Source organism: Nonomuraea terrae, assembly GCF_044465245.1.
Lineage (GTDB): Bacteria > Actinomycetota > Actinomycetes > Streptosporangiales > Streptosporangiaceae > Nonomuraea > Nonomuraea terrae.
This window is the reverse complement of the sequence record NZ_JBITLL010000005.1, coordinates 626,506-647,851: the sequence shown is the minus strand read 5'-3', so window position 1 is coordinate 647,851 and position 21,346 is coordinate 626,506. Positions and strand designations below refer to the sequence as shown.

23 protein-coding genes and 1 riboswitch are annotated in these 21,346 nt (G+C 72.1%); of the genes, 10 read left to right on the top strand and 13 right to left on the bottom strand.

The window, feature by feature from the left end; all coding sequences use genetic code 11:
• Positions 1-37 precede the first annotated feature (37 nt).
• Positions 38-120: riboswitch (ZMP/ZTP riboswitch) on the top strand.
• Between the two features lie 24 nt (positions 121-144).
• Complete coding sequence (locus tag ACIBP6_RS26775) at positions 145-1,395, top strand: serine hydroxymethyltransferase (protein WP_397056392.1); 1,251 nt, start codon at positions 145-147, stop codon at positions 1,393-1,395.
• A 210-nt stretch (positions 1,396-1,605) separates the two neighbouring features.
• Here the strand turns inward: ACIBP6_RS26775 and ACIBP6_RS26770 are convergent, their stop codons facing one another.
• A complete protein-coding gene (locus ACIBP6_RS26770; RefSeq protein ID WP_397056390.1) occupies positions 1,606-2,337 on the bottom strand; it encodes an anti-sigma factor family protein in 732 nt (243 codons plus the stop codon).
• Positions 2,334-2,930: a sigma-70 family RNA polymerase sigma factor gene (locus ACIBP6_RS26765; RefSeq protein WP_449595144.1), complete on the bottom strand. Its 597-nt coding sequence runs from the start codon at positions 2,928-2,930 to the stop codon at positions 2,334-2,336. Before ACIBP6_RS26765 ends, ACIBP6_RS26770 begins: the two co-directional genes overlap by 4 nt.
• 250 nt (positions 2,931-3,180) lie before the next feature.
• Here ACIBP6_RS26765 and rsgA point away from each other — a divergent pair, with 250 nt between their 5' ends.
• Both rsgA and ACIBP6_RS26755 read left to right on the top strand, forming a co-directional pair.
• Complete coding sequence (gene rsgA / locus ACIBP6_RS26760; protein WP_132610910.1) at positions 3,181-4,278, top strand: ribosome small subunit-dependent GTPase A; 1,098 nt, start codon at positions 3,181-3,183, stop codon at positions 4,276-4,278.
• Between the two features lie 113 nt (positions 4,279-4,391).
• A complete protein-coding gene (locus ACIBP6_RS26755) occupies positions 4,392-5,018 on the top strand; it encodes a phosphoribosyltransferase (RefSeq protein ID WP_397056387.1) in 627 nt (208 codons plus the stop codon).
• Between the two features lie 6 nt (positions 5,019-5,024).
• Here the strand turns inward: ACIBP6_RS26755 and ACIBP6_RS26750 are convergent, their stop codons facing one another.
• On the bottom strand, positions 5,025-5,504 hold the full coding sequence (locus ACIBP6_RS26750; protein WP_397056385.1) for an ATP-binding protein: 480 nt from the start codon (positions 5,502-5,504) through the stop codon (positions 5,025-5,027).
• Positions 5,505-5,635: 131 nt separating this feature from the next.
• Here ACIBP6_RS26750 and ACIBP6_RS26745 point away from each other — a divergent pair, with 131 nt between their 5' ends.
• Both ACIBP6_RS26745 and ACIBP6_RS26740 read left to right on the top strand, forming a co-directional pair.
• Positions 5,636-6,517, top strand: a complete 882-nt coding sequence (locus ACIBP6_RS26745) for a helix-turn-helix domain-containing protein (RefSeq protein ID WP_397056383.1) — start codon at positions 5,636-5,638, stop codon at positions 6,515-6,517.
• A gap of 135 nt (positions 6,518-6,652) precedes the next feature.
• Positions 6,653-6,886 carry a DUF397 domain-containing protein gene (locus tag ACIBP6_RS26740; RefSeq protein ID WP_132610902.1) on the top strand — a complete coding sequence of 78 codons (234 nt, stop codon included), beginning with the start codon at positions 6,653-6,655 and terminating at the stop codon, positions 6,884-6,886.
• Between the two features lie 87 nt (positions 6,887-6,973).
• Here the strand turns inward: ACIBP6_RS26740 and ACIBP6_RS26735 are convergent, their stop codons facing one another.
• From ACIBP6_RS26735 to ACIBP6_RS26720, 4 genes are all read right to left on the bottom strand, one after another.
• Complete coding sequence (locus tag ACIBP6_RS26735; RefSeq protein ID WP_397056381.1) at positions 6,974-8,161, bottom strand: esterase-like activity of phytase family protein; 1,188 nt, start codon at positions 8,159-8,161, stop codon at positions 6,974-6,976.
• A gap of 94 nt (positions 8,162-8,255) precedes the next feature.
• Positions 8,256-8,720, bottom strand: coding sequence for a hypothetical protein (locus ACIBP6_RS26730; protein WP_397056379.1), 465 nt, complete (start codon positions 8,718-8,720; stop codon positions 8,256-8,258).
• A gap of 45 nt (positions 8,721-8,765) precedes the next feature.
• Positions 8,766-9,626 carry a hypothetical protein gene (locus ACIBP6_RS26725; RefSeq protein ID WP_397056377.1) on the bottom strand — a complete coding sequence of 287 codons (861 nt, stop codon included), beginning with the start codon at positions 9,624-9,626 and terminating at the stop codon, positions 8,766-8,768.
• A complete protein-coding gene (locus ACIBP6_RS26720) occupies positions 9,626-9,955 on the bottom strand; it encodes a hypothetical protein (protein ID WP_397056375.1) in 330 nt (109 codons plus the stop codon). Before ACIBP6_RS26720 ends, ACIBP6_RS26725 begins: the two co-directional genes overlap by 1 nt.
• Before the next feature lie 143 nt (positions 9,956-10,098).
• Here ACIBP6_RS26720 and ACIBP6_RS26715 point away from each other — a divergent pair, with 143 nt between their 5' ends.
• Complete coding sequence (locus ACIBP6_RS26715; RefSeq protein ID WP_397056373.1) at positions 10,099-10,488, top strand: YbaB/EbfC family nucleoid-associated protein; 390 nt, start codon at positions 10,099-10,101, stop codon at positions 10,486-10,488.
• A gap of 16 nt (positions 10,489-10,504) precedes the next feature.
• On the top strand, positions 10,505-10,885 hold the full coding sequence (locus tag ACIBP6_RS26710; RefSeq protein ID WP_397056371.1) for a YbaB/EbfC family nucleoid-associated protein: 381 nt from the start codon (positions 10,505-10,507) through the stop codon (positions 10,883-10,885).
• 416 nt (positions 10,886-11,301) lie between these two features.
• Here ACIBP6_RS26710 and ACIBP6_RS26705 read toward each other — a convergent pair whose 3' ends face one another.
• The 4 genes from ACIBP6_RS26705 to ACIBP6_RS26690 all read right to left on the bottom strand — a co-directional run bounded on the left by ACIBP6_RS26705 (position 11,302) and on the right by ACIBP6_RS26690 (position 14,688).
• The gene (locus tag ACIBP6_RS26705; protein WP_080036407.1) at positions 11,302-11,613 is read right to left on the bottom strand and encodes a WhiB family transcriptional regulator; all 312 of its coding nucleotides are present in this window, start codon (positions 11,611-11,613) and stop codon (positions 11,302-11,304) included.
• 100 nt (positions 11,614-11,713) lie between these two features.
• A complete protein-coding gene (locus tag ACIBP6_RS26700; RefSeq protein WP_397056369.1) occupies positions 11,714-12,574 on the bottom strand; it encodes a sucrase ferredoxin in 861 nt (286 codons plus the stop codon).
• Between the two features lie 115 nt (positions 12,575-12,689).
• Positions 12,690-14,186 (bottom strand): glycerol-3-phosphate dehydrogenase/oxidase, encoded by a 1,497-nt coding sequence (locus ACIBP6_RS26695; RefSeq protein ID WP_397056367.1) that lies wholly within the window; start codon positions 14,184-14,186, stop codon positions 12,690-12,692.
• On the bottom strand, positions 14,179-14,688 hold the full coding sequence (locus ACIBP6_RS26690; protein ID WP_397056365.1) for a TetR/AcrR family transcriptional regulator: 510 nt from the start codon (positions 14,686-14,688) through the stop codon (positions 14,179-14,181). The genes ACIBP6_RS26695 and ACIBP6_RS26690 overlap by 8 nt, the downstream gene beginning before the upstream one ends.
• Before the next feature lie 31 nt (positions 14,689-14,719).
• Here ACIBP6_RS26690 and ACIBP6_RS26685 point away from each other — a divergent pair, with 31 nt between their 5' ends.
• Complete coding sequence (locus ACIBP6_RS26685; RefSeq protein ID WP_397057083.1) at positions 14,720-16,348, top strand: FAD-binding oxidoreductase; 1,629 nt, start codon at positions 14,720-14,722, stop codon at positions 16,346-16,348.
• A 119-nt stretch (positions 16,349-16,467) separates the two neighbouring features.
• Here ACIBP6_RS26685 and ACIBP6_RS26680 read toward each other — a convergent pair whose 3' ends face one another.
• Positions 16,468-16,881, bottom strand: a complete 414-nt coding sequence (locus ACIBP6_RS26680) for a hypothetical protein (RefSeq protein WP_397056363.1) — start codon at positions 16,879-16,881, stop codon at positions 16,468-16,470.
• A gap of 174 nt (positions 16,882-17,055) precedes the next feature.
• On the opposite strand from ACIBP6_RS26680, the gene ACIBP6_RS26675 reads away from it, so the two are divergent.
• Together ACIBP6_RS26675 and ACIBP6_RS26670 are read left to right on the top strand one after the other, a co-directional pair.
• Complete coding sequence (locus ACIBP6_RS26675; protein ID WP_397057082.1) at positions 17,056-18,498, top strand: metallophosphoesterase family protein; 1,443 nt, start codon at positions 17,056-17,058, stop codon at positions 18,496-18,498.
• 33 nt (positions 18,499-18,531) lie between these two features.
• On the top strand, positions 18,532-20,100 hold the full coding sequence (locus ACIBP6_RS26670) for a bifunctional 3'-5' exonuclease/DNA polymerase (protein ID WP_397056361.1): 1,569 nt from the start codon (positions 18,532-18,534) through the stop codon (positions 20,098-20,100).
• Between the two features lie 16 nt (positions 20,101-20,116).
• Here the strand turns inward: ACIBP6_RS26670 and ACIBP6_RS26665 are convergent, their stop codons facing one another.
• A complete protein-coding gene (locus ACIBP6_RS26665) occupies positions 20,117-21,301 on the bottom strand; it encodes an FAD-dependent monooxygenase (RefSeq protein ID WP_397056359.1) in 1,185 nt (394 codons plus the stop codon).
• Positions 21,302-21,346 lie beyond the last annotated feature (45 nt).

The window sequence follows — 21,346 nt, the reverse complement described above, 5'->3', positions numbered from 1 at the left end:
CGCCGACCTGGGCTCCCGGCCTCATCCGCTATCGTCTACAGCGAGACGCGACTGGCGCATTGGGTGGGAACGACCACCGGGGAGCGGAGGGAGCGGAGGCCGTGCGCCTGGGTCTTCGCCATCGTCAATGGTGACAGGAGAGTCATGGGTTCTCTCGCGAGCGTCGACCCGCAGATCGCCGAGCTCATCAGGGCGGAAGAGCGTCGCCAGGCCGACACCGTCAAGCTGATCGCGTCCGAAAACTACGTGTCCAAGGCCGTGCTCGAGGCCACGGGCACCGTGCTGACCAACAAATACTCCGAGGGCTACGCCGGCAAGCGTTACTACGAGGGCCAGCAGGTCATCGACCAGATCGAGACCCTCGCCATCGAGCGGGCCAAGGCGGTGTTCGGCGTCAACCACGCCAACGTCCAGCCCTACTCCGGCTCGCCCGCCAACCTCGCCGTCTACATGGCGTTCCTGGAGCCCGGCGACACCGTGATGGGCATGGGCCTGCCGTTCGGCGGCCACCTCACCCACGGCTGGTCGGTCTCGGCCACCGGCAAGTGGTTCAACCCGGTCCGCTACGGCGTCCGCAAGGACACCGGCCGCATCGACCTCGACGAGGTCCGCGAGCTGGCGCTGGAGCACCGGCCGAAGCTGATCTTCTGCGGCGGCACCGCGATCCCGCGCACCATCGACTTCGAGGGCTTCGCCGCGATCGCCCGTGAGGTCGGCGCGGTGCTGGCCGCCGACATCGCCCACATCGCCGGCCTGGTCGCGGGCGGCGCCCACCCGTCCCCGGTGGGCCACGCCGACGTGATCTCCACGACCACCCACAAGACGCTGCGCGGCCCGCGCGGCGCGATGCTGATGGCCACCAGCGAGGAGCACGCCAAGGCGCTCAACAAGGCCGTCTTCCCCGGCCTGCAGGGCGGCCCGCACAACCACACCACCGCCGCCATCGCCGTCGCGCTGCACGAGGCCGCGCAGCCGTCGTTCCGCGCATACGCCCACCAGATCGTCGCCAACGCCAAGGCCCTGGCCGACGAGCTGGGCTCGCGCGGGTTCGACCTCGTCTCCGGCGGCACCGACAACCACCTGATCCTGCTCGACCTCACCCCGAAGGGCATCGGCGGCAAGCCGGCCGCCCAGGCGCTCGACCGCGCGGGGCTGGAGACCAACTACAACACGGTGCCGTTCGACACGCGCAAGCCGTTCGACCCGTCCGGCATCCGCATCGGCACGCCGTCGGTCACCTCGCGCGGCATGGGGGAGACCGAGATGCGGCAGATCGGCGCCTGGATCGACGAGGTCGTCACCGCCGTCGCCAAGGGCGACGCGGAGGCGGTCATCACCCGCGTCCACCACGAGGTCAGCGAGCTCACCGCGCAGTTCCCCGCTCCCGGCCTGTAAACAACCCGCGGGCCCGTCCGGGGATTTTCCTCCCGTCACGGCGGAGCCGGCTGGGCTCCACCCACCGCCCGTGGCCAGGGGCCTCCAGGGTGACGCCCGCTGACCCGCACACCCGGCCCGCCGTGACGGCGCCCCGCGGGCCATGACGGTGGTGGAGGGCGTCCCGCCGCACGGGCTCCCGGTGCGCGGCGGGACGCCGGTCCCGGGCGGTCACACGTCGACGGTCAGCAACCGCCTCCCTTCCGAGGTGACCACCTCGAAGCGGTCGACGTCCTCCAGCGGCGTGGCGCTGCCGCCGTGCATGTAGAGCGGATCCGGCGAACCCGGCACTCCGTACCCGGCTGGAGGTACGGACCACCCGGTCATCACCCGCCGCTCTCCCGACTTCGACACGGAGATCAGCTCGCACTCCAGCGGCCCGGTCACCCCGGACAGCTTCAGCGCCGCGTGCGTGCCCCACCCCTTCGACTCCACCACGAGCCCGCCGGTCACGCCGCCGGAGCCCTTGCCCGCGATGGGCCGCCCGTCGACGTAGAACTGCTCGGCCGGCCCCATGTGCTCGCCCATCTGCCCGCCGTGCCCGTGCGCGAGCGGCGGCTGAGCGCCCGCGCCGAGCTGCGTGCCGATCGTCAGCCCGCCGGCCACGAGCGTGACCGCCGCCGCCATCCCGATCATGAACGTGCCCCTGCGCGTGCGCCGGTCGGCGTCCTTCTTGTGCCGCAGCAGATCGAGCACGTCGCCTTCCGGCCCGCCCGGGCGGTCGAATGAGTCCTCGACGGGCCCGATCCCGTGCAGCACGCCGGCCACGCCGGCCAGCTCCGACAGCTCGCGGCGGCAGGCGGCGCAGCCGAGCAGATGGGCCTCGAAGGCCAGTCTGTCGTCGTCGTCCAGCAGGCCGAGCGCGTAGGCACCCACGTCCGTGTGCTCGACTCTCGAAGTCACGCCGTCACCCCCCTTTCCTCCAGTGCGATCCGCAACGCGCGTACGGCGTAGTAGACGCGCGACTTCACGGTGCCCACGGGGATGCCGAGCACCTGCGCGGCGTCGTTGACCGACCGGTCCCGCAGGATCGTCTCGTTGAGGATCTCGCGGTGCGCCGGCGACAGCGCCTTCAGCGCCTCCGACACCACCACCTGGTGCAGCAGCCCCTCCATCTCGTCGGGCACGGGAACGCTCGCCAGCGGCCCGTCGCCCGACTCCCTGGGCCGGGCGTCCTTGCGCCGCCGGTCGTCGATCACGATGCGCCGCGCCACCGTGGCGAGCCACGGCATCAGCGAGACCGCGTCGGTGTCGAGCCGCTCGGCGCTGCGCCAGGCCCGGATCATCGTCTCCTGCACCACGTCTTCCGCCCACTGCCGATCGCCCGCCGTCAACCGGATCACGAACGCCAGCAGCGGCCGGTGATACTCCCGGTAGAGCGCGGACACGACCACCTCGTCGTCGGGGCGCACGCGGCGGATCCGATGGCGCGGGCGCGGCGTGCCCGCCGGGGCGGCTCCCTCGGCCGAGGGCGGGGGATACGTACTGATCCGCATCGTGCCCCTTTCTCAGTCCGTCGGCAGGTGGTACGGCCGTCCGGGTGGGCGGGGTTCAACGGATCGCGCAAGACAAACCGATTGCGTCTGCGTCGGCGGGGTGCGTAGAGTCGCTCCCGGTAAGTGACACGAAACCGATCGAGGAGGTGAGGGCTATGCGGGTCCCCATGTGCTGCCTGCCGTCAGCCCACCTCCGGGCGTCCTTCTGAGCCGCCCGGCTCCATCCTTCTCGACCAAAGGTTTCACTCCGTTGTCTTACGATCTTTCTCTGCTCGGCTGGACCGATTCGCGTGCCGCCGAGCTGCCCGACGGCGCCGTTCCCGCGCGGGTGGCCCGCGTCGACCGCGGCGCCGCCGAGGTCATCGCCGCCGACGGCCAGCATCACGTCCGCTACGCCGCCCACGTCCGCCGTGCCGCGGCGGCCGATCCGGTCGCGCTGCCGTGCGTCGGCGACTGGGCGGCCCTGCGGTATCTGTCCGAGGGCCGCTACGAGCTCGACGCGGTGCTGCCGCGGACGTCCGCGTTCGTCCGGGGCGGCGTCAGCCGCGACTCGGTCGGGGGCCTGTCAGGCGACGGCCAGGGCCAGGTGCTCGCGGCCAACGTCGACGTCGTCTTCGTGGCCGAGCCGTCCATGCACGCCACCGACTTCGCCGACCTGGCCCGCATCGAGCGCCTGGTCGCGCTCGCCTGGGAGTCCGGCGGCACGCCGGTGGTGCTCGTCACCAAGTCCGACCTGTTCGAGCACGGCCTCGACGGGCTGCTCGACGACGTGCGCACGGCCGCGCCCGGCGTCGACGTGCACGCCGTCTCCTCGCTGCGCGGCGACGGGGTGGAGCTGGCCGCCTCCTACCTCGGCGGGTCGCGTACGGCCGTCATCCTCGGCCCGTCCGGCGCAGGCAAGTCCACCCTCGTCAACGCGCTGGCCGGCGCGGAAGTCATGGAGACCCAGCGGGTGCGCGCCGCCGACGGGCGCGGCCGGCACACCACCGTCCACCGTGAGCTGATCCCGCTCGCCCGGGGCGGGCTGGTCATCGACACGCCGGGCATCCGCCGGATCGGCCTCTACGACATGGCCGTCGGCGTCGACCGCGTCTTCTCCGACATCGAGTCGCTGGCCGGACACTGCCGCTTCGGCGACTGCGGTCACACCAGCGAGCCCGGATGCGCGGTGCTGGCCGCGCTGGAAAGCGGCGAGCTGCCCGAACGACGGCTGGAAAGCTGGCGCAAGCTGCAGCGGGAGGCCCTGTGGATGGCGTCCCGCACGGACGCCCGCCTGCGCAAGGAACAACAGAACAAGTGGAAGGTCATCCACAAGGAGATGCGCCGCACCGGCCGCAACCGCCCCTGACGCGGCGGGCGCGATCCCCCGACCGGCCGGGGCTTGCGGGCAGGCCCCGGCCGGCGGGTGCGTTCACGTGCGCGGAGAGGCGAGGAGGCGGCGCGTCGGGGTAGGCGGAGGGCATGGACCTCTTCGCAGACCGGGTCGAGGCGGGTGAGCTGCTCGCCGAGCGGTTGCTGGACGCGCACGATCCCGTGATCCTCGCGCTGCCCCGCGGCGGCGTCGAGGTGGCCGTGCCGATCGCGCGCCGGCTGGACACCGTCCTCGACGTGCTCGTGACCAGGAAGATCGGCTATCCGCCCGCGCCCGAGCTGGGCGTCGGGGCGATCGCCGAGGGCGGTGAGCCGGTGTTCGACATGGGGCTGCTGCACCGCCTGGGCCTCACCCCGGAGTCGGTGGCCGAGGTGGTGGAGCAGGAGCGGCGGGAGCTGGCCCGGCGGGTGCGGGTCTACCGCGGCGACCGCCCGCTGCCCGCACTCGACGGGCGGGAGGTGATCGTGGTGGACGACGGGCTGGCCACCGGCGGCACCGCGCGGGCCGCGCTCCGGGCCGTGGCCACGGCCAAGCCCGCCAAGGTGACGCTGGCCGTGCCGGTCGGGGCTCGTGAGACCGTGCGTTCGCTGCAGGAGGAGGCCGACGAGGTGGTGGTGCTGAGGACGCCCGTCGACTTCCGGGCGGTCGGCCAGTGGTACGTCCACTTCGACCAGCTCACCGACGCCGACGTCCTCCACCTGCTCGGCAAGGAATGACGGGCGTCAGGTGGCGGCGATGACGGCCCAGACCAGCTTGCAGGGGCCGCCAGGGGTGAGCCAGCCCCAGGCGGAGCAGAGGGCGTCCACCAGGCGTAAGCCGCGGCCGTACTCGGAGTAGACGTCGGGCGCGGTCGTCACCGGGATCGTCCTGCTGTGGTCGGAGACCACGCACACCAGCTCGTCGCCGTGCCGCAGCAGCAGCCGCAGTGCCCGGGCCCCGCCGCCGTGCCGCATCGCGTTGGTGACCAGCTCGGAGACCACCAGCTGCGTGTCGAAGGTCAGCCCCGCGGCGCCCCAGGCGCCGAGCGTCCGGTCGACGAAGTGCCGCGCGGTCGCCACGCAGGCCGGCTCGAGCGCCGTACGCGGATCGAACGGGAACACGGCGTCACGCTCGGCGGCCTGACCTTCCACCAGGACGGAGGCGAGCCATCCTGGTGGCCGGGAGCCGCAGGCGGCATGCGGCCGGGCGTCGAAAGTCGTCATTCTGGCCCCCGAGGCGCGTTCTGATGATCCAGTGCCCATCTTTACGGGGTGTGGTTATTGATGCAAGACTTTTCGTAGTTTACTAACGTGAATTGCATCTGCACGTGCAGGCCCCCATGAGGAGCGGTTGAGTGAGCGCAGAGAGCGCGGAAGGAAGGCTGCTCAGCTACGCGCCGGGAAGCCCGACGGTGCTGCGGATCCTGCTCGGCACCCAGCTGCGCAGGCTGCGCACGGAGAAGGGTATCTCCCGCGAGGACGCGGGGTACTCGATTCGCGCCTCCCACGCGAAGATCAGCCGGCTGGAGCTCGGCCAGGTCAGCTTCAAGCAGCGCGACGTGGCCGACCTGCTGACCCTGTACGGCGTCACCGACCCGGCCGAGCGCGAGCCGCTGCTCAACCTCGCCAAGCAGGCCAACGCCCCCGGCTGGTGGCATCGCTACGGCGACCTGCTGCCGTCCTGGTTCGAGGTCTACATCGGCCTGGAGGGCGCCGCGTCGGGCATCCGCACGTTCGAGAACCAGTTCGTGCCGGGCCTGCTGCAGACCCCCGCGTACGCCAGGGCGGTCATCGAGCTGGCGCACGGCAATGCCGGGCGCGACGAGATCGAGCGCCGGGTGGTGCTGCGCACGACCCGGCAGCAACGGCTGGAGGACGGGCTCACCCTGTGGGCGGTGATCGACGAGGCCGTGCTGCGCCGGACGCTGGGCGGCCCCGGGACGATGCGCGAGCAGGTCGCCCATCTGCTGGACGTCACGGCCGAGCGCAACATCACCGTGCAGATCATGACGTTCGAGCGCGGCGGCCACGCGGCGGCCGGCGGGCCGTTCAGCATCCTGCGCTTCCCCGAGCCCGAGCTGCCCGACGTCGTCTACATGGAGCAGCTGACCAGCGCCCTCTACCTGGACAAGCCCGCCGACTCCGACCACTACATGGAGGTCATGGACCGGCTGAGCATCCAGGCGGAGGAGCCCCGGGCGAGCCGGCGTTTCCTGGAGCGCATGCTCTCCCTGTGAGCGGCCGATACTCCCTGTGATCCACTCCATAGCGGATTTTTGGTTGTCCGCTATATGGAGCTCTTCATGCTGCCGTATTGTCAGCTCGCAAACGCGGATGCACGTGCATCCGTAAGATCGCGAGGAGCTGCCCCCATGCAAGAGTTCCGGAACGGGACGCCCGCCGGCCGCCTTCCCGTCGTCTGGCGCAAGAGCAAGAGGAGCAACCCCAACGGCAACTGCGTCGAGGTCGCGTGCCTGCCCAACGGGGAGATCGCCATGCGCAACTCACGCTTCCCCGAAGGCCCCGCGCTCGTCTACACGCAGGCGGAGATCACCGCGTTCATGCTCGGGGCCAAGGACGGGGAGTTCGACGACCTCATCGTCTGAGCCCTTTTCGGGCGGGGCGCGAGCGGGTTTCGGTCAGGGGCCACGCGGTGTCCGGCGACCTCGCCGAGGTCGCCGGATCCTGAGCGATCAGCGGTAGACGCGGGGGTCGGCCTGGAGGCCGCGCGTCAGCCGTACGGTGATGAACTCGTTGTCGTCCGGCCTGCCGGGCGTGCGTCCGCTGGAGAACGGGAAGTTGTTGTCGTCCAGCACGCCGAGCGTGCGGTCGTCGAGGATGACGACGTCCTCGATCGTCTGGAACGGGAAGCGGAACGTGCCCGGCGCGCCGCCGAGACCACGCGGGTCGGCGAGGTCGAGCAGGTCGGCGACCAGCGTCTTGTCGAGCGCGCCGTCGCGGTCCCTGTCGCGCAGGTCGGCCAGGTAGACGCGCTTGAACCGGGCCTCGTCGCCCTGCAGGTTGTCGCGCTCGATGACCAGGAAACGGTGCTCGTCGACCGCGATCGCGTCGCCGATGGCGTGGGAGGGGTCCTCCAGCCGGTACGTCCAGCGCCGCCCGGTGTAGGCGCCCTTGCGCAGGTCGAACTCGTTCATGCGCAGCGTGCCGGCCGGGTCGCCGGTCACCGTGCCCTCAAGCAGCGGGTAGAGACGGCGGCCGTCCACCGACCTGGCCATGCCCTCGAAGCCCTTGCTGCCGGCCAGGTTCGGCGTGCCGCCGTTCAGCGCCGGGTTCTCCGGGGCCATGACGCCGGGCAGCGCGATCGGGGCCTCCATCAGCCGGCCCTTGCGGTCGAAGTGCAGCAGGAAAGGGCCGAACTCGTCGCCGATCCAGTACGTGCCGTCCACCAGCCGCACGATCGACTCGACGTCGAAGTCCGCGCCGGTCAGCGTGCGGTCCTGCCGGGTGAGCGGGAACGGCACGAACCCGCGCGGGTCGGTCAGGTGGAACCCGCCGAGCACCTTGACCGACTTTCCGGCGAAGTCCGGCTTGATCCGGTGCACGCGCAGCAGGAAGTCGGCGCTGTTGCCCTGGTTGCCGTAGCCGTTGTCGGACAGGACGTCGAACGTGCCGTCGTGGCGGCGCGCGATGCCGCTGAAGCCCTGCACCGGCTGGCCGGGGAACGGCGGGGTGACGCCGTTGACGGGCTCCGTGCCGAGCAGCGATCCCGACGGCTCGCTGCCCGGGACGAAGGTCAGCGCGGGAAGGGAGGCGAACCCGGTCAGGGTGGCCCGCCCTAAGGGCGGGGAATCAGCGGTGGCGGGGGCGGCCAGGCCGAGGGCCATCGCGCCCGCGCACATGAGGATGGCGATGCGTCTCATGGCGCGCGACACTAGGGCGGCCGGGCCGACGGCGTCCCCACCGCGGGGAAACGGCCGATGACGGCTCGGTGTCGAACCCTGCCTCAGCCCGGCGTCAGGTGTCGTCGCCGGCCGGGCCGCACGACCACGACTGGTCGACCAGGGTGAGCAGGTGGCCGCCGTACTGGGCCGGGTCCCAGCCGTCCCGCATGAACAGCTGGGCGACGACGTCGGACGGCGCTCCCAGGACGTCCTCAGCGGCGGCCTCGCCGAGCAGGCGTGTCAGGGCCGCGACGTCGTTGACGCGGATCCGGTAGTGCGCCTCCACGTCGACGGTGGCGCCGTCGGCCGCGCCGACGGTCTCCTCCTCGTCCTCGCGATCCTCCTCCAGGTCGCTGAACGGGTTGCCCCAGCCGGTGCTGTCGGCGCACAGCTCGGCGTATCCGAGCGCGGCCGACCGCAGGCGGTTGAGGGCCTCGGCCACGCGCGGGTAGTCGTCGGGCGACTCCTCCAGGACGCGCGCGTGCTCCACGATGGCCGCACCCAGCTCAGCGGCCTTCGCCGACAGTTCGTTCGCCACAGTCGTCAGTCTTCCTCGCTCGTCATCGGGTTCCGCGGCCGCGGTCTAGTCTTTCTTCTTCTTCCACGGATAGTGCCTGGTGTGGCTGATCTCGCCGTGTTTGTTGATGTAGTCCACGTGCACGTGGTCATCGCTGGAGCACGGCCCGCGGAACCGGCTGCGCCCGCCGTCCTTGGCGTCCTTCTTGGCCGCCTCGACGGCTTCGTCCGGGGTGTCGAAGTGCCGGGTTCCCGAGTTCGTCTTGCCGGGGGAGTTCTTGCGGAAGAGGCCCATCTGGGCGATGGACATGCCGCGAGGGCCGCCGTCCGCGGCTCCGCCCGGCCCGCGTCCCATGGGGCCGCGTCCCGTGCCGAGGCGCGGCAGGTCGTCGAGGACGTTGCGGAACTTGCCGGTGGAGCCGGCGGCGAGCGCGGGCCGCAGCACGCGGCCGACGCCCTCGGCCCCTTCGCGCTGGACGCCGGTGACGAGGATGCGCCCGCGGATCAGCTCGCGCAGCGCCAGCGCCCCCGCGGTGGGGCCGCCGACGAGCATGGCTCGCGCGATCATGGCGGACGTCCAGACCGCGCCGCCGGCGACCGCGTACTTCACGGCGGTGGTGAGCCAGGCCGCGTTGTCGAGCAGCGCGGGGACGTACCGGACAGCGGAGGCGGCCTGGCCGAGCAGCTGGCCGACGCCGCCGGGATCGCCCCACAGGCCGGCCAGCTCAGTGGCCGCCACGCCGTGGTACGCCGCCCCGGTGGTGGCGCCGACCGCGGCCTGCGCGCCCGCGCCGGAGGCTCCCGCGCCCGCGAGCACGGTGGCCCAGGCGTCGCGGTCGGCCAGGATCTCGTCCACGCTGACGTTGGGCCAGGGGACGCCCATCAGCTCCAGGACGGCGTCGACCTCGGGCGGAACGGTGACGTCCATCAGAGCGGGAGCTCACGGTACAGCTTCGCCGACTGCTCCTGGGCGAGCGCCTCGGCCTCGGCGATGCGGCCGCGGGCGATGTCGAGGCCGTCACCGGTCTGCCCCATCACGCCGGAGATGCCCAGCAGGGCCTCGGCGGCGTACACGCCACACTGGCTGTACTCGGCGTGGAAGGCGGCGAACAGGCCGGTGTCGTCGCCCCACGACCCGCATCCGTAGCCGCGTTCCCTCAGTCGCTGCAGGGCGGCGGTGTAGTCCTCGCCGTGAATCCGCAGTGACGCCGCGTTCCGGGCGACCTGCCCATGAGCGATCTCCATCCCCGAACTCATGGCGTGTCACCTTAGCGGACCGATCAGCTGAGATTGGCAGATATATGGAGATCAGTGACCTATGTCGCTTATGTAACTCCGGCCCCGTCGTCTCGGTAAACTGGCTGACCTTGCCAGCAGCCAGCAGCGCGGAGTCCGGAACGATGCCGACACCTTCACCGCACGACGACGTCGAGCAGGCGGAGCTGTACCTCAGACGGGGACGGGACGTGATGCGCCGTCTCCAGGAGGCCGGCGCCCGCATCGGGGCGGTCGCCGGGACGGCCGAGAGCGCCGACGGCCTGGTACGCGCCACCGCCGACGGACGCGGCGGCATCACTGGGCTGCGCCTGAACCCGCGTGCCATGCGGCTCGGCGCGGGCGCGCTGAGCAGGCAGGTCACGGAAGTGCTCCAGGCGGCCCAGCGGGACGCCGAGACGCAGACCAAGCAGATCGTGGACGGCGCCCTGGCCGACACGGCCGACCTGCCGCCGCCACCGGGTGAGGACTTCATCCGCGAGCGGGTCGACCAGATCGCCCGCAATCTTCGCTGAACCGGAGGTGACGAGATTGTTCGGCCCTCGCAGGAACCCCGCCGACATCAGCCCGGAGGAGCTCGCCCGCGACGCCGAGCAGGCCGAGCGCATCCGCGCCTGGAGCGAGCATGCGCAGGCCGCGCTCGACGAGGTCACCGGCACGGGGGAGGCCGCAGGCGGCCAGGTCACGGCCACGGTGGCGGCCGACGGCAAGGTGCTTGAGGTCGTCATCGGCGAGCGCGCGATGCGGCTCGGCAGCCTGGAGCTGGCCGAGGAGATCCTGGCCGCGCTCCGGCTCGCCGGGCTGGACGCGGCGCGCAGGACAGAGGAGCTGATCCGCGAGAGCCTGCCGGGCTTCGACCCGGCCGAGGCGCTCGCCGCGTTCGAACGCCTCGCCGCCACGCCCTGGAGGTAGGGCGCGCCGGGTTCGCCCGGCGCTTCCGGAACGGGCAGGGTTCGCCCGGCGTTTCCGGAACGCGTCGGGTTCGACGGGTGCTTCTGGAACGCGTCGGGTTCGACGGGTGCTTCTGGAACGCGTCGGGTTCGACGGGTGCTTCTGGAACGCGTCGGGTTCGACGGGTGCTTCCGGAACGCGTCGGGTTCGACGGGTGCTTCTGGAACGTGTCGGGTTCGACGGGGCTCTGAAAGCGACAGGCAGGCGTGCGGAAACGACAACGGCCACCCCGTGAGGTGGGGTGGCCGTTTCGCTGAGAGCCTGATCAGGCAGTTGCGCCGACCGGGTTCGCCAGAGCCTGGACATGGCGGGCCAGGATCCGGTTCATCGGGACAACTGCGTGATCACGCGATGCATGGTGATAGCTGCCGGGTGTGTCAGGCGGCGGAGATGCCGGCGCTGGCCGCGCGGCGCATACGACGGCGACGCTCGCTGGCGCGCTCGTCCTCGTTGAGACCGCCCCACGTGCCGTACTTCTCGGGCCGGGACAGCGCGTAGTCAAGGCACTCGTTGCGGACGGGGCACTGGGCGCAGATCGCCTTGGCCTTCCGCTCACGTACGTCACGCTCGGGCTGCCGCTCCCCATCGGGGCCGAAGAAGAGCACGAGGTCCTCACCCCGGCACGCGGCATCATCCTGCCAACCCCAGCTGGGGCGCGGGCGGGCGAGCTGCCGACGTACCTGAGACATGAGAAAACCACCTTCGTGAGAGGTATTTCGGTGTTTGAGCCGCATTGGACGCTTTTGGCGTCACTGTTCCAACGCAAGGTCGGGCCGTGATGTTCCCTGGTCAGGTGAGAGCGGGCGTGGCGTACTGCACAGGCGCGAGCCTGTCCAGCGAAACCAGCCGGTAAGTCGTGATCGTCTCGGCGCAAGCCGTACCACACGGCGGTGTGAACGCCGATGGCTCAACCACAACTTGGAACCGGACGTCGCCGCAGCGCACGATGGCTTCGGTGACGTCGCCGTCCGACCTCGAGGATTCCACGGCCACTGCTCCGACGGAACGCTCTCCCGAATGGGCTCGGGCGAAGTGCTCCGCGGCTTGCGATGGCTCAGGGATGCCTGCGCGTCCCCGGTAACGGTCGAGGATGACCTCGCCCGACCGGTACGCGTTGGCCGCTGTCAGTGCAGCAGCCTGAGACATGCTGCCGTAGAAAATTCCGTGTGGCAAGCACACGAGGTTGGCGGCGTAGCGATCGCCGCCGACGTGTGACGTTTCCCACACTCTGTCCGGCAGGTTTTCGGCCAGGAACCGAGCGAGGGGTAGTCCAATGCGGGCGCAGCACGCATTGCGCTTGGCGTGCGTGCAGACCAGAAATACCGGCTCGTCTTCCAGTATGCAGGACTCCGGGACCACTCCCGACACCAGCGCGTCGAGGTCAAGATCGTCTGGACCTGCGACGACGCCACGCGCCAACCAGGGGTTCTCGCCCGCCGCGTAGGCCACTAGCACATGGAGACCCTGATCCCGCGGACGGGTGCGCCTTCCCGGGCGGCGGATCAGCTGCGGTCTGATGCCGCGGTCGAGCGCCCGCTGGACGAGCTCGGAGATCGGTCCGGGAAGCGCGAGGCTCTCCAGGTGCGACGGCCACGGCCCTGGGTACTCGATGAGCAGCCACAGCCTGGCCCCCACGGTGGCGCTGGCCATCGTGGGCACCGCGCCGGTGTGGCAGCCTGCCGGATGGTCGCAGCCCCTCGCCAACGCTCCTACCCCTTCCCCCGAATTTGAGCTTAGGTAAGACTAACCTAACGGGTGCGGGGGCTCAGAGGCGGGGTGTTCGGTCCAGTACGTCCCGTGTCGCGGCGAGCGCACGCTCTCTGTCCTGCTTGACCAGCCCGATCCTGGTCCGCCGGTCCAGCAGGTCGTCCGTGTCGAGGGCGCCCTCGTGCAGCACCGACCAGAGCAGGTCGCCCTCCGTCAGGCCGAGCCCGACCTCCTCGGGGTACGCCTTGACGAGCTCGTACGCGGCCCCGGCCTCGGAGCCGTACCGCTCGGTCAGGCGGCCCGGCACGCCCGGCGGCCGCGGGCCCGCGCCGGTGAGCGGGATCCTCCGCGTGCGGCACCGCCCGGCCCGGAGGTCCGCCAGCGCGACCGCCCGGTCCACCGCGTCCTCGGCCATGCGCCGATATGTCGTGAGCTTTCCTCCGACGACGGTGACGACACCGTCGCCGGGCAGGACGGCGTGCCGGCGGGACAGGTCGGCCGTCCGCCCGTCGGCCGCCAGAAGGGGCCTGAGGCCCGCGTACGCGCCCGCGACCGCCTCTGGGGTCACCCGAGTCTCAAGGACCCCGTTCAGCACCTCCAGGAGCGTTCTGACGTCCTCGTCGGGAACCTCCGGGACGTCGGGCGCCGGCCCGTCCACCGGCTCGTCCGTCAGCCCGATGTGGATGCGCCCGTCGCGTTGCGGGAGCACCAGGGCGAACCGGTTGACCTCTCCAGGAATCGGCACGTGCAGGCCCGCGATCAGGCCAGGCAACGTGCCGGGCGCGAGGACCAGGTGGGTGCCCCGGGACGGCCGCAGCCGTACCTGGGGGTCGAGGGCGTCCGCCCACACGCCGGCGGCGTTGATCACGACCCTGGCGCGGACGGTGAACTCCTCGCCGGTCAGCTCGTCGCGCACGTCCGCGCCCCGGCCCGTCAGCCGCAGGGCGCGGCAGCGGGTCAGCACGTACGCGCCGTGCGCGGCGGCGGTGCGCGCGATCGCCACCACCAGGCGGGCGTCGTCGAGCAGCCGGCCGTCCCACGACAGCAGCGCGCCGCGCAGCCCGTCCCGCTTGAGCACGGGCGCCAGCGTGTGCGCGCGGGCGGCGCTCAGCAGCGTCGGGCCCGGGAGCAGGCGGCGCGGCGTGCGGGCGGCCGCGCGCAGCCCGTCGCCGAGCCGGTAGCCGGCCATCACCAGCGCCGCCTGCCTCCGTGAGACGGCCGGGGTCAGCGGCAGCGCGTACGGGTGCGCCCCGGCCAGGTGCGGCGCCGTGCGGCGCAGCAGGATCCCGCGCTCGACCGCGCTCTCGTACGCGACGCCGACCTGTCCCTTGGCGAGGTAGCGCAGGCCGCCGTGGACCAGCTTCGAGCTCCACCGCGAGGTGCCGAAGGCGAGGTCGTGCGCGTCGACGGCGGCCACCCGCAGGCCTCGTGAGGCGGCGTCCAGGGCCGCGCCCGCGCCGGTCGCGCCCAGGCCGACCACCAGCACGTCGAGGCGTTCCTCGGCGACCCGGCGCAGCTCGCGGGTGCGTCGGGCGGCGTTCAGCGAGCTATCCAAGGTAGGCCTCCAGGAGGGCGGTGAGCTCGGCGTCGAGCTCGTCCATGGTGACGGGGTCCAGCATGGTGGGCGCCGACAGCAGGAACGACTGGGCGACCAGCAGCACCGCCCTGGCCTTGCGCGCGTCGCCGACGGCGCCCCCGAGCAGGTCGAGCATCGCCTCGTGGGCGGCCCCGCGGCGTTCCAGCAGGTACGGCAGCAGCAGCTCGGGATCGGCTTCCACGATCTTGCGCCACAACGGGTGGGCGCGCAGCTCGCGCACGCCCGTCACGACCGCGCGCACCGGGTCGGACATGTCCAGCCCGGCCACCACGCGTACCCATTCCCTGGTCATCGCGTCGGCGACCAGCGAGCGCACGTCGGGCCAGCGGCGGTAGAGCGTCATCCGCGACACCCCGGCGCGGCGGGCCACGTCGGTGAGCGTCGTCCTGCGCACGCCGTAGGCGAGCACGCAGTCGCGGGCCGCGTCCAGGACACCCTCATTGTGACGAATCGACGCCATATGTCACAGTGTAAGGGTGACTGGAGAACCCATGCTGTGGTCCGGCTGGGGCGACCCCGCCCAGGCCCGCGAGCTGCCCGAACCGGTGCGCGGGCTGCTGCGCGACCTGCTCGGCGTGCGCGCCCCGCAGACCCCCGCCGCCACCTTGGAGTCGGTACGGCTCCCGCCGGTCGCACTCGCCGAGCCGCTGCTGCAGGCGCTCACCGAGGTCGTCGGCGCGGAGCACGTGCTGACCGGGCACGAGGACCGCGTCCGCCGCACGCGCGGCAAGTCCACCCCCGACCTGCTGCGCATGCGCGCGGGGGACGGCTCGGACGCGCCCGACGCGGTGGTGCTGGCCGGCTCGCACGACGAGGTCGCCGAGCTGCTGCGGCTGTGCTCGCGGGAGCGGATCGCGGTGGTGCCGTTCGGCGGCGGCACCTCGGTCGTCGGCGGGCTCGCCGCCGCCGGGGACGGGTTCGCGGGCGTCGTCGCGCTCGACCTGCGCCGGCTCGACCGGCTGCGGTCGGTGGACGCCGGGTCGAGGGTGGCCGAGTTCGAGCCGGGCGTGCGCGCGCCCGACGCCGAGCGGCTGCTCGCCGCACACGGCCTCACCCTCGGGCACTTCCCGCAGTCCTTCGAGTACGCCACGCTCGGCGGCTTCGCGGCGGCCCGCTCCAGCGGGCAGGCCTCGGCCGGGTACGGGCGCTTCGACGACATGGTCGTCGGCCTCACCCTGGCCGCTCCGGCCGGCACCCTGGAGCTCGGCCGCGCCCCCAAGTCGGCGGCCGGGCCCGACCTGCGCCAGCTCGTCCTCGGCTCGGAGGGCGCGTTCGGGGTGATCACGTCGCTGCGGCTGCGCGTTCGGCGGGCGCCCGCCGAACGGCGGTACGAAGGGTGGCGGTTCGCGTCGTTCGCGGAGGGGACGGCGGCCATGCGGGCGCTCGCCCAGGACGGCCCGCTCCCCGCGGTGCTCAGACTCTCGGACGAGACCGAAACCCTGATCGGCCTGTCCAGGCCGGACACGATCGGCTCCACCGGCTCCACCGGCTCGAACGAGCCCGCCGGTTCTGCCGGCTCCGCGGGCTCCGGCGGGCCGGGCGTCTCCGGCGGGTGCCTGCTGATCGCCGGGTACGAGGGGGAGCGGGTGGGGGCCCGGCACGCCGCCGCCTCCACCGTGCTGGCACGGATGGGCGGGCAGCCGCTGGGCGCGGAGCCGGGGGAGTCGTGGAAGCACGGGCGCTTCTCGGCGCCGTACCTGCGGGACTCGCTGCTCGCCGCCGGAGCCACCGTCGAGACGCTGGAGACGGCCGGCTTCTGGTCGAACCTGCCCCGGCTCTACGACGCCGTCCGCCTGGCGCTGCTCGGCGCGCTCGGCTCGCCGCTCGTCATGTGCCACGTCTCGCACGTGTACGATACCGGCGCCTCGCTCTACTTCACCGTCGTCACCCCACAGGACGAAGACCCCGTCGCCCAATGGGCGCGGGCCAAGGCGGCGGTCAACACGGCGATCGTGGAGGCGGGCGGCACGATCACGCACCACCACGGCGTCGGCCGCGACCACCGCGACGCCTACGCCACCGAGATCGGCCCCCTGGGCACGGCCGTCCTGCGCGCCGTGAAGGCGGAGCTCGACCCCGCCGGCATCCTCAACCCCGGCGCCCTCATCCCCCGGGACTGACCACCCGCGGCCGTGGCGCCCGCGAGATCAGGCTCGCCGGTAGGCCGGGCGGGGCGAGCACGCCGGGCGTGTGGTGCGCGAGGTCGTGCCGGGGGACGCCGCCTGATGATGACGGCGGGTCAGTCGGACCGGGCGAGGGACTCCGCTTCGGCGAGCGTGGCGGCGGCTTCCGTGTGGCGGTTGAGGGCGTCGAGTGCTTCGGCCAGGCAGCCCAGGGCCGTCACCAGGGGGGCGCCGCCGATCGAGCGGGTGAGTGCCACGGCCTCCTGCGCCAGGGGGAGCGCCTCCGTGGCCCGGCCGCGGCCGAGCAGGAGCTTGGCGCTGGTGCGCAGGCAGCGGGCCAGCAGGGCCGTGTGCTCGGCGGGCGACGTCCTGACCAGCGCCCGGCTCCGCGCCACCGCCTCGCTCGCGCTCTTGACCGCCGACGAACCACCCCATCGCGGCCGGTTCATCGCGAACGCCAGCAATCCCTCGATGGCGTCCACGTCAGAGGTGCCCTTGCGCGTCGCGTCGTCCGAGCCTTTACGGATCATGGGAGCCTCCTTCGGCGGCCCAACCGCTTGCTTGGGGGCATGAGGCTACACCATGAAACACCTTCTGTGTTCTCGGCGGTACGGAGCGTTCAAGGTGCGTGAAAGGTAGATCACGGTAAAGATGTGGTCATGGTGGAAGTCGCGGCTGAACGGGGAAAGCAGCTTTCGTCCAGGGTGTCGGAGGAAGGGGCGGGATGGACCTGTGCCCAGGTCGGTACGTTCGCCCAGCTCAGACCGGACAAACAGGGCTTCTCGTGGCTCAATCTGCGCACGCTCTGGCGGTCGAGGAACGAGGTGCTCGCGGGCCTGTTCGGAGATCCTTCCGGTGAGGTGCGGGCACGATGGGTGGAGTCCCAGGAAGCCCGCGGGATAGATCCGGAATTTCGCATCAAGCCACCCGTCGAGGGAAATTTCAGTTTCCTCTTGCTGGGTGACACCGGCGAAGGAGACGCGTCCCAGTACGCCGTCGTCCCCGGAATGCTGAGAATGGGCGAACAAACGGCGTTCGCCATCATCGCGAGCGACGTCGTCTATCCGACGGGATCGGGCAACGAGTACGGCGACAAGTTCTTCCGTCCGTACAAGGACTATGACGCCCCGGTTTACGCCATCCCCGGCAACCACGACTGGTACGACGGGCTCGGCGGGTTCATGCGGGTCTTCTGCGACGCGCCGCCGCTGAAGCCCAAGCCCGACCGGGGGCTGCGCGGGCTGCTGTGGCGCAGGCCGGAGACGATCGACGAGGCCCGGCTGGCCGAGGCGCGCTCGATGCGCGGCAAGCCCACCCAGCAGGCGACGCAGCCGGGGCCGTACTGGGTGATCGAGAGTGACGACCTGCTGGTCGTGGGGGTCGACACCGGCATCAGGAACGTCATCGACCGGGACCAGACGGCCTGGCTGCGGCGGATCTCGCAGGACCCCAGGCCCAAGGTCCTGGTGACCGGGAAGCCCATCTACACCGCCAACGCCTACAAACCGTCCCCGCTGGAAGAAGGCGGCACGATCGACGACATCGTGCGCGACCCGGCGCACCGGTACGTCGCGGCCATCGGCGGCGACGTGCACAACTACCAGCGCTATCCGGTCAAGGTCGGCGACCGGGTCATCCAGTACATCGTGACCGGCGGCGGCGGGGCGTTCATGCACGCGACGCACACCATCCGCCGCGTGGACGTCGGCGGGGTGCACGAGGACGACTTCCGCTGCTACCCGCTGCGCGGCGACTCGCTGTCGTTCTACAGCCAGCTGTACGCGAAACGGCTGCGGATGAAGTGGCTCTACCTGACCCCCGCCGAGGCGGCCTGCATCATGTCCGAGCAGATCAGGAACGAGCCGGTGCGCACCCCGGAGGGCCCGGTCACGATCACCCGGCGGATGCGGTGGGCGGCACGGCTGCTGGGGGCCTGGCCGTGGCCGCTGCGGCTGCCGGTGGACCGGGTGTTCCACCGCTACCTGTCGGAGCTGTCCGACTGGGACACACCGCCGTTCTTCAAGCAGTTCCTGCACGCCACGGTCACCCCGCGGGAGCTGACCCTGCGGTGCTTCGCCGCCACCGGCTGCCTGGCGCAGGAGCTCGAACCGCCGCTGGAGGACGAGGTCCGCATCAGCCTCGCCTGAGTTTCTGTCGGTGGCGTTTGACACCCTGGACACGTGTACGTCGTGGTCGCGGGTGAGACGGTGCTGCCGGTCGGAGGCACGCCCCGGCGTCCCGCCGATCTCGCCGAGGCCGTGCGTGAGCTGGAGGCCACCGAGCGGCCGCGGTGGGTGTGGGCCGACACGCGGGAGACGTACACACCGTTGCTCGAGCGGGGGGTGCGGGTCGCGCGCTGCCACGACGTCGCGCTGACCGAGGGCCTGCTGCTCGCCTTCGAGGGCCGTCACGGCGAGTCCCGCTCGGTCAGGGCCGCGCATGCCCGGCTGCGCGGGCTGCCGGTGCCGGAGGAGCAGCCGAGCGCGCCCGGCACGCTGTTCGCGCCCGAGCCGCCGGCCGCGGAGGCGGTCGCCGAGGTGCTGGCCGACCAGCTCGGGCGCGTCGCGGCGCTGCCCGAGCCGGGCCGGTTCCGGCTGCTGGTGGCGGCCGAGTCGGCCGGCGCGCTGGTGGCGGCCGAGATGTCCCACGAGGGCATGCCGTGGCGCAAGGACGTGCACGACGCGCTGCTGACCGAGCTGCTCGGGCCGCGTCCGGTCCACGGCATGCGGCCGGCCAAGCTGCAGGCGCTGGCCGACGAGGTGGCGGCGGCCTTCGGCCACGCCGTCAACCCCGACTCCGTGCAGCAGCTGGTCAAGGCGTTCAAGGGTGCGGGGGTGGCGCTGAAGACGACCCGGTCGTGGGAGCTCAAGCGCGTCGACCACCCGGCGGTGACGCCGCTGCTCGCCTACAAGGAGCTGGCGCGGCTGTTCAGCGCCCATGGGTGGGTGTGGGCCGACCAGTGGGTGCGCGGCGGGCGGTTCCGTCCCGAATACGTGGTGGGCGGCGTGGTCTCCGGCCGGTGGGCCACCAACGGGGGCGGGGCGCTGCAGATCCCCAAGGTGATGCGGCGGGTGGTGATGGCCGACGACGGCTGGGCCCTGGTCGTCGCCGACGCGGCCCAGCTGGAGCCGCGGGTGCTGGCCGCGATGGCCGGCGACCAGGGCCTGGCCGGAGCGGCCGGCGAGATCGACCTGTACGCGGCGCTGGCGCAGTCGTTCGGGGGCGAGCGGGCCAACGCCAAGATCGCGATGCTGTCCGCCATGTACGGCGGCACCAGCGGCGACGCCTCCAAGCTGCTGGCCGTGATGCGGCAGCGCTTCCCGAAGGCGTACCAGTTCGTGGAGGACGCCGCCAAGGCGGGGGAGGAGGGGCGGCTCGTCCGGTCGTGGCTGGGACGCACGTGCCCGCCGCCGTCGCAACGCTGGCGCGACCTGGTGTCGGGGCCCGAGGGCGGTCGGGCGGCCCGCGACCGCGGGCGCTTCACCCGCAACTTCGTCGTGCAGGGCACGGCCGCCGAGTGGGCGCTGGCGCTGCTGGCGGTGCTGCGCGGGCTGCTGCCGGAGCCGGCCCGGCTGGTGTTCTTCCAGCACGACGAGGTGATGGTGCACTGCCCGCTGGAGCAGGCGGAAGAGGTGATCGCCGCCGTGTCGCAGGCAGCCGCCGAGGCCAGCCGCCTGCTCTTCGGCGCCACCCCCGTCCGCTTCCCGATGGAAGCCGTCGCCGTCGGCTCCTACTCCGACGCCAAATGACCGCTGCTTCAGCGGGTTACGCGTAGCGGGGAAGGTCGATCTTCTCGGCGGGGTGCGGGAACAGCGCGCTCGCCTGTCGCGCGGCCTTCCGCACGGCCGGGCTCGTGGCCAGTCTCGTCGCCGCCCGCAGGGAACGCACGCCGAGTCGTGATCGCGGATGGGCGATCCGGGGAAAGCCCGGTACGAGCTTCTGCGCGCTGTGCGCGTAGGGGCGCATCAGGGCCTCGTAACGAGCGAACGCGGCGCGGTGGCCGGCGGCGGCGAGCAGCTCGCCGGCCAGGACGTAGGCGCCGGTGAGGGCGAGGGTGGTGCCCATGCCGCTGAGAGGGGACGCGCAGTAGGCGGCGTCGCCGACCACCGCGACGCGTCCCTTGCTCCACGACGGGAGCCGGATCTGGCCGACCGCTTCGAAGTAGAAGGGCGAGGCGTCGATCGCGTCGAGGACGCGTGGCGTCTCCCATCCGGCGTCCTGGAAGACGCGGCGCAGCAGACGCTCCTGCTCCGCGGCAGGCAGGTTCGCCGGTCCGGGAGTGTCGCTCAGGAAGGACAGGGTCGCGCGGATCGTGCCGTGGTTGTCGGGCCGCAGCGTGACCGCGCGGCCCCCGCCGGGGTGGTACCAGCGCCACCGGTCGGTGTCCGCGGCGATGCGCGGGACGGTGGTGTAGACGAGGCACAGGCCGAGATACCGCGGTACGGCGTCCGGGAACATCAGGCGGCGGGTGCGGGAGGTCATGCCTTCGGCGACGACCACGAGGTCGAAGCTCTCCCGGGCCCCGCTGCTGAAGTCGACGTCCACATGGCTGGAACGTTCCACGAGCCCGGCGATCTCGTCCCCGAACACGTAACGCGCGCTGTGCGCCGTCCGCCGGTACAGCAGCCGCGCCAGGTCGCCGCGCAGGATCTCCACCTCGGCGGTCATCCCGCCCGAGTCGTCCTGTCCCTTGGGCAGGTAGGCCACGCACCTGCCGTCGTCGTCCACGATCTCGGTGCCCGTTTCGCCTGTGCCCGCGGCCTTCACCTCCTCCTCCAGGCCCATGCGGCGGATGACGTGCCGGCCGGCGCCGCGGATGTCGATGTTCTGGCCGGTGTCGCGCAGGCCGTCGAAGCGCTCGACGACCGTGACCTCCCAGCCGCCCCGAGCCAGCCAGTAGGCCAGCGCCGGACCCGCGACACTCGCCCCCGTGACGAGAACCCCCGGCATGATCGCTCACTTCCGCCCCGTGCGTGACGACATGTCATCGACGCC